A 13,300-nucleotide genomic window follows, 5' to 3' on the forward strand; every position below is an offset into this window, starting at 1 on the left:
GCATGACCCCGTTTCAGCTTCGCTACTGCCCGGCGCGTTACCTGCACCAGGCTCATTGCCCGGAACCGTTGCGGCAGGTGGCCCAGGTCTTGCCACATTGGCGTCGGGACAGCTCGATCAATGGTTGGTTGCTGTCGACGCTGGACCTGGCCGAACCCTTTGAAATACCGGAACGGCTGGGTGGGCTGGCCCTCTATCCGCAGCCAGCATTCGAACGTGTTCTGGCCACTGTTGGCGGCTTGTTGCATGGCCAGGCCATTGTGCGCCTTCTCGACCGAGCCGGCCAGATGCGCTTGCGCCAGGTGCTCGACGATCAAGGCCAGCGCTATTGCCTGGAGAAATGGCGGCTGATCATCGGCCCATGGCCGCCAGGCTGGCAGCAGGCGCTGCCAAGCGGCGCCCTGGACGTGGAGCTGCCCGTGCAGGGCCTGGCGTTCTGGCTACAGGCCTGCGGGTGTACCGATCCCGGTTTTGCCCGGCGCCTGGCCCTGCGACTGCCTGGCACCGGGGCATTGCCGACCTGGCCGATGAGCGACGATCAGCGCGTCCTGGCGCGCACCCTTTGCCTGAAAGTGGCCCGAGACAGGAGCCCGGAATGTTGCCATTTATTGAACTGAATGATTGCCGGCCGATGGTCGAACCAGGCTGTACCGTGTTGCGCGGCGCCGACTACCAGCGCTTTCTCGACGCCGGCGCATTGACCGAAAGCGCCCACCAGCGGGCCAGCGACATCGATGCCCAGGCCGATGCAGTGCTTGAGGCACAGCAACGGCTTGGGCGGGAGGTCGGGCTGGAAATGGCCGCGGTCGAGCAGGCGGCGCTGATGCACACTGTGCGATTGCGCTGTGCCGAGTTCTATCGCCGGGCCGACCGGCAGCTGAGCGAGGTGGTGTACCAGGCGGTGGCCAAGGTGCTGGGGGCATACCCGGACATCGAGCTGACGCTCGCGGCCACACGTCAGGCGTTGGCTCAGGTTCGCCCACGGGAGGAGCTGATCCTGCACGTGCGCCCTGACCAGGTGCCCGAGGTTCGCCTGCGTATCGATGAAATACTCGCGCAGTTTCCCGACACGGGCCCCCTGGAAATCTGCGGTGATGCTCGGCTTGCACGCGGTGGTTGCCGACTGGAAACCGAAGGTTGCGTCATCGACGCCAGCATCGAGGGGCAACTGAGCGCTTTGCAGCGGGCGTTGTTGCAAGGAGTTCCTGAAAATGAGGCTGCATACGCATGAACCCGCTCGAACATGGCAATGGGGCGGTGCTGGCCGCCGCTGCGCGGGCTATCCGCGATGACCAGGAGCGTGATGCGCTGCTCCAGGTATTCTGGGCGCAGCTTCGTCAGCCTGCTCGACCGTCTGTGCGGGAGGACATCTTGCCCGTGCGCCGGCCATTGCCGCAGCGTGGGATCTTGGTATAGCACCTGGCCCCAAAGCCTGCGGGAACGGGCAAATCCTGCTCAGACCGGCGGCGCCTGCTCTTGCGCCTGCAACCAGCGGATCACCTCGGCGACCGGCTGGATCAGCTCGCCGGGGATGTATTGCTCCTCCAGGCTGTCCGCGAACAGCGCCCGCGCCAGGGGGATGCGTTCCAGCACCGGCACGCCTTCTTCCTCGGCGATCCGGCGCACCCGCAGGGCCTGCTCGTCGGTGTACTTCAGGGTGACCAGCGGCAACGGGGTTTCCCCGGCCTTGTAGCGCAGGCCCACGGCGATGTGGGTCGGGTTGGTGACGATGACCGATGAACGCCTGACGTCCGCACGCAACGTCCCCTGCTGCAGTTCACGGTGGCGTTTGCGGCGCTCGCGCTTGAGCTCCGGCGCGCCTTCCATCTCCTTGTGCTCACGCTTGACCTCATCCTTGCTCATGCGCAACTGCCGGTGATGCTGCCTGCGCTCCAGGCCGTAGTCGGCCGCTGAAATCGCCATGAGGCCAATGGCACAGACGCCGATCAGTTGGCCCAGCAGGCTACCCAGCACAGGCAGGATGCAGCCGATGCCGCACAGTGGGACCCTCAGCAACGCGTGCAGGTTGTCGCTGAGCAGGCCGAGCACCAGTGCGCCGAGCAACAGCACCTTGAGCAAAGACTTGAAAAAGTCGAGCAGGTTCCTGACCGAGAAGATTCGTTTCATCCCCTCCACCGGGCTGACCTTCTTGAGGTCGGGTGAGAGCGATTGCGTGCTGAACACCCAGCCGGTCTGCAGCAGATTGCCCGCGCTGGCGGCAATCAACGTGGTCAGCAGGAACGGCAGGGTGAGCCACAGCAGTTCGTGCAGCAACTGCTGCAGCATCAGCTCCAATGCCTGGCTAAAAGGTAGGTGAAGCAGGGGATCGGGTAGCAGCATCAGCGCTTGCAGGTGGCCGAGGAAGTAGTTGGGAAAGCCCAGGGGCAGCACGGCCAGGCTCAGGATCAGCATGCTGGATACCAGTTCCTTGCTCTTGACCACCTGGCCGTTATGCCGTGCATCGCGCAATTTGGCCCGAGTGGGATGTTCGGTCTTCTCCGTGCTCATGGCTGCTCCAGCAAGGGACCGAGCAGGCGCACCGCGTGCAGCGCGCTGAACAGCTGATCCTGGGCCTGCTCCATCAGCAGGTACAGGTAAGGCACCAGCAATGCGCTGCAGACCAGGCTCTTGATTGGCATGGACAGGATGAACACATTCAGCGACGGAGCGAAGCGGCTGACCAGCGCCAGGCCGAACTCGGCGAGGAACATGGCGATCAGCAAGGGGGCGGCGAATAGCATGCACAGGGTCATCAGGTAGCCGAACTGGGCCAGGAAGAACGCGTTCCACTGTCCGCTGATCTGTGGGTAATAGCTTGCCACCGGCCAGCTGGCGTAGCTGCCCAGCAATGCGCCGAGCAGTCCCAGAAAGGCGCCGCCAGTGAAGAACAGAGTGACCAGGGTCTGCAGCAGCAGTGCTCCGGTGGGGCTGGTCTGGCTGCCCAGCAACGGGTTGAGGGTGGACGCCAGGGTCGCGCCGCGCTGGTTGTCGATGAGAAAGCCGCAGGCCTCCAGCGCCCAGAACGGGATGCACACGATGAAACCGAGCAGTAAGCCGAGCAGCACTTCCTTGCCGATGAGCAGCCCCAGTTGCAGCCCATCCAGGCCTGGCGGCAGCGTGCCCGCCACGCTGGGGTAGATGAATAGTGCCAATGAGCATGCCACGCCATTGCGTACCAATGCGCCGCCCAGTACCTGCTTGCCGAGGATCGGCAGCACGATGAAGCAGCTGAACAGCCTGGGCAGGATCAGGCTGAAGTTCAGCAGGGCCTGTTCTAGGGCCTGGGCAGTCATCGCACCCACAGGACCCGCTCGAGCACAAGGTCGGTGTAGCGGTAGAGCTCGCTGCCCATCCAGTCGGCCGTGACGAACAGGGTAACGACCACCGCGACCAGCTTGGCGACGAAGCCCAGGGTCTGTTCCTGCACCTGGGTCAGCGCCTGGACCAGCGACACCAGGGTGCCCACCAGCGCGGCCATCAGCACTGTCGGCAGGGACAGGATCAATATCAGCCACAGCGCCTGGCTGGCGAAGTGCAGGACTTCGGTACTGCTCATCTCAGCCCCCGTAGCTCAGCACCAAGCTGTGGGAGAGGCGCCCCCAGCCATCGAGCAGGACGAACAGCAGCAGTTTGAACGGCAGCGAGATGGTCACTGGCGAGACCATCATCATGCCCATGGCCAACAGGATGTTGGAAATGATCAGGTCGATGGCGATGAACGGCAGGTAGATCAGGAAGCCGATCTCGAAGGCCCGGGTCAATTCGCTGATGGTGAACGCGGGCAGCAGGACCAGCAGGCTGTTGCCATCGACCTGTTCGGCGTAGCGGCTGGGCCACAACTGGCGGGTGCTGTCGAGAAAGAAGGCGCGTTCGCGTTCATTGACATGCTTGTCGAGAAACGCGCGAAACGGTGCCAGGCCCTCGTCGAGAAAACGTTCGATCGAGGGTGCGTCACCGAGGGTCGTCTCATGGGCATTCAGGTAGTCGTAGGTGGCCATGCCTACCGGCGCCATGACGTAGATACTGAGGATGATCGCCAGGCCATACAAGGCCATGTTGGGTGGGATCTGCTGCACACCCAGGGCGTTGCGCAGTAGCGAGAAGACCACGGTCATCTTCAGGAACGAGGTAGCCATGACTGCGATGAAAGGGGCCAGCGACAGCAGCGCCAGGCCAAGGATCAGGCTCAGTTCGTCGGGCAGCTGGATCATGTCGGGTCGTTTTCCAGCAGCCGGGTCACACGCACCCCGAGACGACCGTCGATGCGCACCAGCAGGCCGCTGCCGATACAGCGCTGATTGGCAAGAATGCGCACCTCGGCCGCCAGCGGGCTGTGCAGCTCGATCAGGGCGCCTGGCCCCAGGGTCGACAGTGTGTGCAGGTCCAGGGTCTGGCGACCGACTTCGAAACTGACCGCAATGGGCAATTGCTCCAGTTCCCCCAGTGCGGTATCGGGCAGCGGTAACGAATCGTGCATGCGGACTAGCTCCAGATGTGTGTCGTCGAGCAGCAGTTCTGCCCAGGGGTGGCCGTCGAGCACGCCGAGCAACCGGGGTGATACTGGCGCGGCGGCGGGTAGCAGCAGGATGTCGCCGGTGCCGAGGCCACGCAGCTCGTGCAGCGACAGTTCGAGGGGGCGCCATTGCAACGAGAGGTTCAGCGCGATGTTCAGACGTTCGCGCATTGGGCGTCTCGGCAAGGTGGCCAGCAGGCGCTCAGAATCGCCCTGCAGCCAGCAGGTCAGCGTGCTGGCGGCATGCTTCAGCGATACTTGCAGGCAGGGCGTGCCCCGGCAGACACCTGCCGGTTCTATACCCAGGCATTGCAGGCCAGGAAGCCAAGGGCTGTCCCGTTGCAGCAACGCCAGTTGCACTGGCGCCGGCAGGCTGGCGAAGTCGGCTTCCTGCAAATGCGGCGCCAGCCATTGCGCCAGATGCTGCCGCCGGCAAAGCAGGCGCACCGGCACGCCCTGCCAATCGACCAGCACGGCCAGGTCGGGGTCGCCCTCGCAAGCGGCGATGTCCAGCAAGGCCTGGCGCTCTGCGTCGCCATAGTTGCGTTGGCGATGGCTCAGCAGTCGCTGCAGGTGCAGCTCCTGTTGGGCAGCGGATGGGAAATTCGCAGGGTTCATGGTTCGGGCCACCACTCGTCGAGCACGTGGCGCCGGTTGCGTGAGCCCTGCTCACCGCCGCCATTGGCGGCAAAACCGAGGCTGACCTGCTGCGCAGGATCCAGCCGTTGCAGACGATCAAGCAGGTCCGCGCAGGCCACCTGCAACTGTCGCAGACTCGCTGGCGCGGCCTGGACCTCTACCTGCAAACCTGAGCCGACATGGCGCATCTGCACCTCGACAGGGCCCAACTGCGGCAGCCGAGCACGCAGCAGGGTCAGTTCGCGGTTGTCGGCTTTGCAACCGAGCACTTGCAGCTGCAGACGATCCACCAGTGCCTGCAGATCTTGGGTGGGTGATACGCCTGGGCAGGACAGTACCCTCTCAACCACTGCACGTTCACAGGTCATGGCATGAACCGGGGCCGGCATGGCGCTTTCATGGGGTTGCAGACGACCCGGCAGGCTGTCGGTGTGCTCGCGAACATCTTGATGCCTGGCCTCGGGCAAATTTGGGCCGGTCGGCTGGTGCGTCTCGGTCTCCTCGGGCTTCGTCGAGGTGAACGGATGACTGACCGAGTCCTCGGTGAGCGCGGGTGGTTCGAGCACAGGTGGGTAGTGGTCTGCCCGGGCCAGGGCGGGCGCCAATGGATAGCCAAGGCCCAGATGGTCTGGCTCCCGAGGGATGCCCTGCCTGTCTGGCGGGGGTAGCAGCAGCTGTTCGAACAACAGCCGCTGGCTGTTCCGGGGAGGCGAGCGAGGCGTGTCAGTCGAGGGGGGTAGTAAGGCAGGCACAGGCAGGGTCTTCATGGTTGCAAGCCACCGTGTAAACAGTGCTCCTCCAACTCGAACTCCTGCCTGCGCTCCGCCAATCGAGTGGCACGCAGGTGTGCCTGGTCCCGCAGTTGGACGAAACTGTCCCTTTTTTTTCGGGTCTGGGCGAGCTGCGCTTGGGCCTGCTGATGTGCCGTGTACTGGCGCGCCAGTGCAGCCTTGCAGGCAACGACTTGCCCATGCAGGCTCGCTTCGCGCTCACCGAGCAGGCCGACCTGCCGGCGCCAGTGCTCCAAGGCACGACAGTCGGTCAACTGGCCGACATGCGCGGCGAACAGGCGTTGTTGTTCTTCGCGGGACCCGCGGCAAAACGCCAGGTGCGCATCGACGGCCTGTGCCTCGGCTTGCTCTGTCGCCTGTAGAAGGGCCAGCTGGCTTCGCGCTTCACGCTCGGCCCGCTGAAGTCTGCGTTGCTTGATTTTCGCAAGGGCGGTCAGGGGCACCGGGTGATCTCCAGTAGTTGGTCGAGGCTCTGCCGCAGCGAGACGTTTTCGTTGGGGGGCTGGCACAGCCAGGCGCGGATGGCTTCGCGTTTGCCGATGGCCTGGTCCGCGAGTGGATCCTGGCCCTGCGTGTACTCACCGATCCTGAGCAGCAGTTCGACTTCCTCATACCGGGCCATCCATTCGCGCAGTAGTCCGGCGGCGGCACGGTGTTCCGGGCTGACGACCTGGTGCATGACCCGGCTGACCGAGCGCAGCACGTCGATGGCCGGGTAGTGGTTGGCGGCTGCCAGGGCCTGTGACAGGACGATATGGCCATCGAGGATCGAGCGGGTTTCCTCGGCGATCGGTTCGTTCAGGTCATCGCCTTCCACCAGCACCGTGTAGAGTGCGGTGATCGAGCCCTTGGCCGATTGCCCGGCGCGTTCCAGCAGGCGCGGCAACTGGGCGAACACCGAAGGCGGAAAGCCGCGCCGGGTCGGCGGTTCGCCCGCGGCCAGGCCGATCTCCCGCTGGGCCCGGGCGAAGCGGGTCAGGGAATCCATCAGCAACAGGACCTTGTTGCCCTGGTCGCGGAAATATTCGGCGACGCTGGTGGCGACGAAGGCCGCCCGGGCGCGCTCCATGGCCGGGCGGTCGGAGGTCGCGACCACCAGCACCGCACGCCGCAGGCCGTGCTCGCCGAGTTCGTGGTGAATGAATTCACGTACCTCGCGACCGCGCTCGCCGATCAGGGCGAGCACGATCACGTCTGCCTCGGCGTTGCGCAGCAGCGTGGCCAGCAGGGTGCTCTTGCCGCCACCGGCGGGGGCGAAGATGCCTGTGCGTTGCCCTTCGGCACAGGTGAGCAGGCCATCGATACAGCGCACACCCAGGCTCAAGGGGGTATCGACCAGCTTGCGGCTCAGTGGCGATGGCGCGTCCCTATGCACGGGGTACCAGGCTTGTGGTGCAGCCGGCGGGCTGCCGTCGAGCGGGTTGCCCAGGCCATCCAGCACCGTCCCCAGCAAATGCTCGCCTACACCCACGCGGTGCATGCCGCCGGTGGGGCATACCTCGGTGCGCGTGCACAGCCCCTGCATGTCGCCCAGCGGAGCGAGCAGCGCCTGGTCCTGCTGCAGGCCGATGACTTCGGCCAACAGTTCAGGCAGGCCGCCCGGCCTGCGCAGCCGGCACAGTTCGCCGACCTGCACGCCGGGCGCCAGTGCACGGATCAAGGTGCCGGTGACCTGGGTGACCTTGCCGTTGGCTTGCACCAGTGTGGCGTTGTTCACGGCGGCCAGCAGGGCCTGGGGAGTCTGGAGCAGCGATGGCGGCATGGGAAAGGTTGCAGCGCGAATGATGGGCGCCATTCTAGGTAGCCTGCCGCGCAGCGGATTTCACTGTGAGGCGCATGTTTTTAGTTTTCGGTCGGACGCTGTCGCGCTTGGCGACAGGCTAAAAAGAAGCGGCCAGTGGCAACAGAGGGGCGCAGGGCTTACCTCTAGCATGGCGCTCATTCTTTGATGCGACGACGAGGTGGGGATGAGCGAAGGCGTCGGCTTTTTACGCAGTGAACCGGGACTGGCCATGCTGCCCGGTTGGGAGGCGCAGGGGCAGTCGGTCCTGCAAGCGCGGCAGGTGGCGCCGATGGCGCAGCAGGCCAGCATGGCGGAGGAGGTGTCCATGGCGTTCTCGTCACTGGCCAACGCGCGGCTCAGTACCCGCAGCCGCGTCACCGATGCGCGCCAGCTGGGTTTGCGCGCGGGCCAGGAGGCCGAGGCCATGCTGGCCAAGGTGCCGGATGTGCAGCGTCGATCACTGGATGAGCTGGTGGCCTGGTTGCGCCAGCACCCTCAGCTGACTCCGGGTGAGCTGCAGGCCCGCCTGGATGGATTTTCTGCTGAGGCCTGTCATCGCTACCTGGCGTTGGCCTATGCCCGCGACGCGTTGGGCACGACGGTTGATGCGCATGGCTTGGCCGGCAAGCTGGACCAGGCCATGGCAGCCTTGACGCAGACCCATGGCCAGGCGATCGAGCTGGGCATCGAGATCGGTCCGCTGGCCCAGGCAACGCAGGCGCAGGGGGTGGCCGAAGTGGTAGCGTTGCGCGGCGTGTACTGCGATTTCCTGTGCGACTATCGCGGGCTCAGGCATGCCTGGGATGAGCTGCGTGCGCGCTTTGGCGATGCCGCCATCGACGACATCGCGCAGTTCATGCTCAACGGCCTGGCCAGCCATATCAATGGGCCGTCCTCGAGCCTGGACAGTAACCGGCTGCAACAGGTCATCAGCGACATGAAGCTGGTGCAGGCGCTCAAGAAACTGGAAGGCGACACTGTCGCGCTGTTCCGCCAGCTTGCCGGAGAGCCCAGTGGCGTACGGACCTTCTGACCTGGTCAGCGACTTGCTGGCGTTGATCGACAAACGCTGGGCAACGGTGCAGGACATCCAGCGCCTGCTCGCGGCGTTGCCGCTTGGCCCGCAGGTGCAACGTATCCAGTGCCTGCGGGAGTTACAGCGGATCTTCCGTCTGCTGCCCGTGCAAGTATTCAGCGACGAGGCGCAACGCGAGCATCTGTTGGCAGTCTGGCAGTTGGCCATGGACCAGGCCGTCGACGATGAGGAGGCGATGCTGTGCGGCGCGCGGGAGGCATGAGCATGGGCTTTTGCACGGCAGCCGTGGCCCAGTTCTGTCGCGACTTGGGTGTGGCGCCAGCGCAACCGCAGGAACCTTTGCTGCGCCTGGAGTTGCCAGGTGCAGGCGTTTTGCAGCTCGAACGGCTAGCAGGGCAGTTGACGCTGTGGCTGGATTTTTCCGTGCACGGGGCGATGTTCGAGCGCGCCATGCGGTGTGCGCTCAGGCAGGTGTACGAACACCAGGCCTGTGGTTGCCTGCTGCGCTGTGGTCTGCTTGCCAACGATCATCTGGTGCTGCTGGCAGGCCTCGACGAACACGGTTTGACCGAGCAGGCCTTGCATCGGGCCTATCGCTTGCTGACGCGGGTACGCACCGAGGTGTTGGCAGCATGAGCGTTATCGAGCTGGCCGGGCAGGCCCATGATTTCTCGCTGCCGTGGGCGCCAGCCGACGCGGCGCTTGCCCAGCCAGAATGCGACGCTCTGCCTATGCCGGGGCAGCCGGTGCAGGCGCACTTGCGTGAGCTGTACCCGCAGCATCAGGCGGCACGCCTGCGTCTGGCGTACGCCAGGCCCGAACATGAACTGCGCAGCCTTTACAACCCGCAGCATTTCACCCGAGCACTGGGCTCGCTGGTGGAACAGCTGCTTGCCTCGCAGGCCCCCGGGTGCCCAGAGGCGGCGGCACTGGTGCAAGCGCTACTGGCCGACCGCCGTACGCTGGAGTGCTGCGTTAACGTCCTGCTCAAGGTGTGAATACATGAAATTGTCGAACGAACAGCAGGATGTCTTGCAGTTGTTGGCCTGGTTGCATCTGCAATGCGGTTGGCCCGAACGGGCGCGGGTGTTGCTGGAGGTGCTGTTGCGCGCCGATCCCCAGCATCGCGCCGGGTGTCGAGCCGCAGTGGTGGTGGCGCTGGAGCTGGGCGATTGGGCGGGGGCCGAACGTCAGTGCCTGGCGCTGCGTGACGCGGGCGAGCTGCAGCCGCCCTTGTGGCTGTGCCTGAGCCAGGCACAGCAAATGGCCGGCCGATTGGAGCAGGCCCAGGCCACCTATGCCGAGTACCAGCGGCGCAAGGCATGCCCATGAATCAGCTGCCCCGAATACTTGGCCAGATCGGCGCACGCAAGGACCTGATGCTGGCCGTGATGTTGCTGGCGGTGGTGTTCATGATGATCCTGCCGCTGCCGCCCCTGCTGCTGGACTTGCTGATCGCCCTGAACATCACCATCGCCGTAGTGCTGCTGATGATGTCGGTGTACGTGGTCTCGCCGCTGCATTTCTCGGTGTTCCCCTCGGTGCTGCTGGTCACCACGCTGTTCCGCCTGGCGCTGTCGATCAGTACCACGCGGATGATCCTGCTGGAGGCCGATGCCGGGCAGATCGTGCAGACCTTCGGCGACTTCGTGGTGGGCGGCAACCTGGTGGTGGGCTGCATCCTGTTCCTGATCATCACCATCGTGCAGTTCCTGGTCATCACCAAGGGCGCCGAGCGGGTGGCGGAAGTCAGCGCGCGGTTTTCCCTCGACGCCATGCCGGGCAAGCAGATGAGCATCGACGGCGACCTGCGCGCCGGCGTCATCGACGTCAACGAAGCCCGTGAGCGCCGCGGCGAGGTGGAGAAGGCCAGCCAGATGTTCGGTGCCATGGATGGCGCGATGAAGTTCGTCAAGGGCGACGCTATCGCCGGGTTGCTGATCATCATCGTCAACCTGCTGGCAGGGCTGGCCATCGGCGTGATGCAGAAGGGCATGAGCGCGGGTGACGCGCTGCAGCTCTACGCGGTACTCACCGTCGGTGACGGTATGGTCAGCCAGGTGCCGGCGTTGTTGATCGCCATCACGGCGGGAATCATCGTCACCCGTGACGGTCAAGGCGCCCATGACTTGGGGGCGAATATCGGCAGCCAGGTCATGGCGCAGCCCAAGGCGCTGCTGATCGGTGGCGCCTTGCTGGGGTTGTTCGGTCTCATCCCGGGCTTCCCGACAGTCACGTTCTTCATTCTCGCATTGATGGTCGGGGGCGGTGGCTGGTGGGCGCTCCGCCAGCGGCGTGTCGAAGAGGCTGACCAGCAGCACAGTGGCGGTCTGCCGGCGTTGCTGGCCAATGGTGCCGGTGCGCCAGCGCTGAAACCCGCAGGCAAGGCGAAGATGGGCGCCGACCCGCAGGCCTTTGCCCTGACGGTGCCCTTGCTCATCGATGTGGACAGCGAGTTGCAAGCCGCCCTGGAGGCCGCCTCGTTGAACGATGAACTGGCACGGGTCCGCCAGGCGCTCTACCTGGACCATGGCGTGCCGTTCCCTGGTATCCGCCTGCGTTTCAACAGCGCGCTTGGCCCTGGGGAGTACCGCATCCTGTTGCAGGAAGTGCCGGTGGCGCGAGGCGAACTGATGCCTGGGTATCTGCTGGTTCAGGAGCAGCCAGCTCAGCTGGCGCTTGTCGGCGTGCCCTACGTAGAGGGCCAAGCGCTGTTGTCTGGGCGTGCCAGCCTTTGGGTGGAGCAGGACCTGCGTGATTGCCTGGAGCGTGCCGGCTGTGCCTTCCTGGCAGTCGACCAGGTACTTGCCTGGCACCTGTCCCATGTCTTGTGCGAATACGCCGGGGATTTCATCGGCATCCAGGAGACCCGCTACCTGCTGGAGCAGATGGAGCAGGGCTATGGTGAGCTGGTCAAGGAGGTACAGCGGATCCTGCCGTTGCAGCGAATCAACGAGGTCTTTCAGCGGTTGGTGGGCGAGGGCATCTCGATCCGCAACATGCGTTCGATCCTCGAGGCCCTGGTCGAATGGGGGCAGAAGGAAAAGGACGTGGTGCAGTTGGCCGAATATGTGCGCAGCAGCCTCAAGCGCTACATCTGCTACAAGTACGCCAGTGGCCACAACCTGCTGCCGGCCTACCTGCTCGACCCGGCGGTCGAGGAGATGATCCGCAACGGCATCCGCCAGACCAGCGCCGGCAGCTACCTGGCCCTGGAACCTGCGCAGAGCGATGCCTTTCTCGCCCAGGTCAAAGCTGCGGTGGGCAACCTGCATGAAGCCCAGGCAAGGCCCGTGCTCGTGGTGTCCATGGACATCCGGCGCTATGTGCGCAAGTTGGTCGAAGGCGTTTATTCCGACTTGCCTGTGCTGTCCTTTCAGGAACTCACCACGCAGATCAACATCCAGCCACTGGGGCGCATTGGCTGACGCCATTCTGGCGTCAGAAACCGTACCCCTGAACTACAAAATCGCGGCCGGGCCTGACGGAACGACCGCCACCGCCTCATTAGACTGCATCTGTCGGTACCTCGACCTGGTCATGGCCAGGCTCACCTCGAGACGGGGTAACCAGCCAATCGGAAGCAGATGATGAGCAGTTCTATCGATGTATTGAATCGCCCTGCGCCCTTGTCGCCTGTCGATCGCGTGGCCCCCCCGCCGATCTGGGTGGACATTCAGAGGGTGGAGCGGTTTCTCGACCAAAACGCGATCACGGCAGCGGATGGTCAAGGCCTGCCTTTGAGCCGCGAGTACCGGCGCCAGGTCATAGAGACCTTGCTGGGCCCCGAGGGGCAGGCGCGATTGGCGCAGAGCCGACCCTACTTCGACAGCCTGCTGCCGCATCCGCTGCCCGACCAGCCTGTCGATGCGCTGATCCAGTTGCTGGAAGCCTATGCGGCGTGGTTGCCGGGCGCACCCGTGCAGCTGGTGAACCTGGGCGAACGGCTACGCATGGACGAGCTGGTAATGGCGGCGATGGGTTTGCGCATGCGCAAGCAGAAAGCCGAGCGTACCGAGCTCAGCGAGCAACTGAAGAGCCTCACCGCGGAGCTGAAGATCTTCAGCGTGATCCAGTCCAAGGTCAACGTGGTCATGGCAGCCAAGGGCACCTTCGATCTTCAGGACCCGGGCTTCAACCTCTTCGACCCGAAGTTGTACGACCTGGATGCGGCTGCCTGGGAAACCAGCCCTGAACGCCGATTGCTTGCGTCGTACGGCAATGCAGTCGTGACGGTGCGGCAGTTCCTGGCAGACACGCCCACTGGCATTTCGCCCAACGGCAGTGATCGTCGTCCACACAGGGTCAGCGGACCGATGGATGGCCTGGAATCGCAATATAGCTGGCACAAGGACAACAACCCGCTGGCCAACTTCTCCCAGGCCTTGAGCGATCGCACCCGCATCGTCAACGACAAGGTGACCGAGCAGACCACCCTGCTCAATGACGTGGGGTCGCGGTACACCACCTCCACCGAGGTGATGATGAAGTTCGTCGAGACGTGGTTCTCGATGCTGTCGAAGATTATGCAGAACTGA

The 13,300-nt window shown here is 64.5% G+C and carries 17 protein-coding genes; 9 read left to right on the top strand and 8 right to left on the bottom strand.

All coding sequences use genetic code 11. The features are described 5' to 3' along the window. The first annotated feature begins 2 nt into the window (after window positions 1-2). Window positions 3-617 (top strand): Yop proteins translocation protein K, encoded by a 615-nt coding sequence (locus tag LOY42_RS09500; protein WP_258600368.1) that lies wholly within the window; start codon window positions 3-5, stop codon window positions 615-617. Continuing rightward, window positions 596-1,231: an HrpE/YscL family type III secretion apparatus protein gene (locus tag LOY42_RS09505; protein WP_258600369.1), complete on the top strand. Its 636-nt coding sequence runs from the start codon at window positions 596-598 to the stop codon at window positions 1,229-1,231. The genes LOY42_RS09500 and LOY42_RS09505 overlap by 22 nt, the downstream gene beginning before the upstream one ends. Before the next feature lie 224 nt (window positions 1,232-1,455). Here the strand turns inward: LOY42_RS09505 and sctU are convergent, their stop codons facing one another. The 8 genes from sctU to sctN all read right to left on the bottom strand — a co-directional run bounded on the left by sctU (window position 1,456) and on the right by sctN (window position 7,705). Next, window positions 1,456-2,508 carry a type III secretion system export apparatus subunit SctU gene (gene sctU / locus LOY42_RS09510; protein WP_139669979.1) on the bottom strand — a complete coding sequence of 351 codons (1,053 nt, stop codon included), beginning with the start codon at window positions 2,506-2,508 and terminating at the stop codon, window positions 1,456-1,458. Continuing rightward, complete coding sequence (sctT, locus tag LOY42_RS09515; protein ID WP_139669981.1) at window positions 2,505-3,293, bottom strand: type III secretion system export apparatus subunit SctT; 789 nt, start codon at window positions 3,291-3,293, stop codon at window positions 2,505-2,507. Before sctT ends, sctU begins: the two co-directional genes overlap by 4 nt. Continuing rightward, window positions 3,290-3,556, bottom strand: coding sequence for a type III secretion system export apparatus subunit SctS (gene sctS, locus LOY42_RS09520; RefSeq protein WP_023629663.1), 267 nt, complete (start codon window positions 3,554-3,556; stop codon window positions 3,290-3,292). The genes sctT and sctS overlap by 4 nt, the downstream gene beginning before the upstream one ends. A 1-nt stretch (window position 3,557) precedes the next feature. Then, window positions 3,558-4,211 carry a type III secretion system export apparatus subunit SctR gene (gene sctR, locus LOY42_RS09525; protein WP_258600371.1) on the bottom strand — a complete coding sequence of 218 codons (654 nt, stop codon included), beginning with the start codon at window positions 4,209-4,211 and terminating at the stop codon, window positions 3,558-3,560. Beyond that, window positions 4,208-5,131, bottom strand: coding sequence for a type III secretion system cytoplasmic ring protein SctQ (sctQ, locus tag LOY42_RS09530; protein WP_258600372.1), 924 nt, complete (start codon window positions 5,129-5,131; stop codon window positions 4,208-4,210). Before sctQ ends, sctR begins: the two co-directional genes overlap by 4 nt. Continuing rightward, entirely contained in the window at window positions 5,128-5,838 is a 711-nt protein-coding gene (locus LOY42_RS09535; RefSeq protein ID WP_258600374.1) for a type III secretion system needle length determinant, read from the bottom strand. Before LOY42_RS09535 ends, sctQ begins: the two co-directional genes overlap by 4 nt. 77 nt (window positions 5,839-5,915) lie before the next feature. Further along, window positions 5,916-6,386, bottom strand: a complete 471-nt coding sequence (locus LOY42_RS09540) for a type III secretion protein (protein ID WP_258600376.1) — start codon at window positions 6,384-6,386, stop codon at window positions 5,916-5,918. Next, window positions 6,377-7,705 carry a type III secretion system ATPase SctN gene (gene sctN, locus LOY42_RS09545; protein WP_258600377.1) on the bottom strand — a complete coding sequence of 443 codons (1,329 nt, stop codon included), beginning with the start codon at window positions 7,703-7,705 and terminating at the stop codon, window positions 6,377-6,379. Before sctN ends, LOY42_RS09540 begins: the two co-directional genes overlap by 10 nt. 205 nt (window positions 7,706-7,910) lie before the next feature. On the opposite strand from sctN, the gene sctW reads away from it, so the two are divergent. The 7 genes from sctW to LOY42_RS09580 all read left to right on the top strand — a co-directional run bounded on the left by sctW (window position 7,911) and on the right by LOY42_RS09580 (window position 13,300). Continuing rightward, entirely contained in the window at window positions 7,911-8,759 is an 849-nt protein-coding gene (gene sctW / locus LOY42_RS09550) for a type III secretion system gatekeeper subunit SctW (RefSeq protein ID WP_139669993.1), read from the top strand. Beyond that, window positions 8,740-9,024, top strand: coding sequence for a TyeA family type III secretion system gatekeeper subunit (locus LOY42_RS09555; RefSeq protein WP_102684889.1), 285 nt, complete (start codon window positions 8,740-8,742; stop codon window positions 9,022-9,024). The genes sctW and LOY42_RS09555 overlap by 20 nt, the downstream gene beginning before the upstream one ends. A gap of 2 nt (window positions 9,025-9,026) precedes the next feature. Next, window positions 9,027-9,398 (top strand): hypothetical protein, encoded by a 372-nt coding sequence (locus tag LOY42_RS09560; RefSeq protein WP_198753951.1) that lies wholly within the window; start codon window positions 9,027-9,029, stop codon window positions 9,396-9,398. Beyond that, entirely contained in the window at window positions 9,395-9,760 is a 366-nt protein-coding gene (locus tag LOY42_RS09565) for a hypothetical protein (protein ID WP_177486010.1), read from the top strand. Before LOY42_RS09560 ends, LOY42_RS09565 begins: the two co-directional genes overlap by 4 nt. Before the next feature lie 4 nt (window positions 9,761-9,764). Then, window positions 9,765-10,094 carry a type III secretion protein gene (locus tag LOY42_RS09570; protein ID WP_102684891.1) on the top strand — a complete coding sequence of 110 codons (330 nt, stop codon included), beginning with the start codon at window positions 9,765-9,767 and terminating at the stop codon, window positions 10,092-10,094. Beyond that, window positions 10,091-12,190 carry a type III secretion system export apparatus subunit SctV gene (sctV, locus tag LOY42_RS09575; protein ID WP_139669997.1) on the top strand — a complete coding sequence of 700 codons (2,100 nt, stop codon included), beginning with the start codon at window positions 10,091-10,093 and terminating at the stop codon, window positions 12,188-12,190. Before LOY42_RS09570 ends, sctV begins: the two co-directional genes overlap by 4 nt. Window positions 12,191-12,502: 312 nt before the next feature. Further along, on the top strand, window positions 12,503-13,300 hold the full coding sequence (locus LOY42_RS09580) for a virulence-associated V antigen (RefSeq protein WP_177486011.1): 798 nt from the start codon (window positions 12,503-12,505) through the stop codon (window positions 13,298-13,300).

Source organism: Pseudomonas sp. B21-023 (assembly GCF_024749165.1).
In the GTDB taxonomy this organism is placed as follows: Bacteria; Pseudomonadota; Gammaproteobacteria; order Pseudomonadales; family Pseudomonadaceae; genus Aquipseudomonas.

Coding starts and splice junctions, on each gene's coding strand:
- LOY42_RS09500 (WP_258600368.1), top strand. CDS start 3: ATGACCCCGTTTCAGCTTCGCTACTGCCCGGCGCGTTACCTGCACCAG.
- LOY42_RS09505 (WP_258600369.1), top strand. CDS start 596: ATGTTGCCATTTATTGAACTGAATGATTGCCGGCCGATGGTCGAACCA.
- sctU (WP_139669979.1), bottom strand. CDS start 2,508: ATGAGCACGGAGAAGACCGAACATCCCACTCGGGCCAAATTGCGCGAT.
- sctT (WP_139669981.1), bottom strand. CDS start 3,293: ATGACTGCCCAGGCCCTAGAACAGGCCCTGCTGAACTTCAGCCTGATC.
- sctS (WP_023629663.1), bottom strand. CDS start 3,556: ATGAGCAGTACCGAAGTCCTGCACTTCGCCAGCCAGGCGCTGTGGCTG.
- sctR (WP_258600371.1), bottom strand. CDS start 4,211: ATGATCCAGCTGCCCGACGAACTGAGCCTGATCCTTGGCCTGGCGCTG.
- sctQ (WP_258600372.1), bottom strand. CDS start 5,131: ATGAACCCTGCGAATTTCCCATCCGCTGCCCAACAGGAGCTGCACCTG.
- sctN (WP_258600377.1), bottom strand. CDS start 7,705: ATGCCGCCATCGCTGCTCCAGACTCCCCAGGCCCTGCTGGCCGCCGTG.
- sctW (WP_139669993.1), top strand. CDS start 7,911: ATGAGCGAAGGCGTCGGCTTTTTACGCAGTGAACCGGGACTGGCCATG.
- LOY42_RS09560 (WP_198753951.1), top strand. CDS start 9,027: ATGGGCTTTTGCACGGCAGCCGTGGCCCAGTTCTGTCGCGACTTGGGT.
- LOY42_RS09565 (WP_177486010.1), top strand. CDS start 9,395: ATGAGCGTTATCGAGCTGGCCGGGCAGGCCCATGATTTCTCGCTGCCG.
- LOY42_RS09570 (WP_102684891.1), top strand. CDS start 9,765: ATGAAATTGTCGAACGAACAGCAGGATGTCTTGCAGTTGTTGGCCTGG.
- sctV (WP_139669997.1), top strand. CDS start 10,091: ATGAATCAGCTGCCCCGAATACTTGGCCAGATCGGCGCACGCAAGGAC.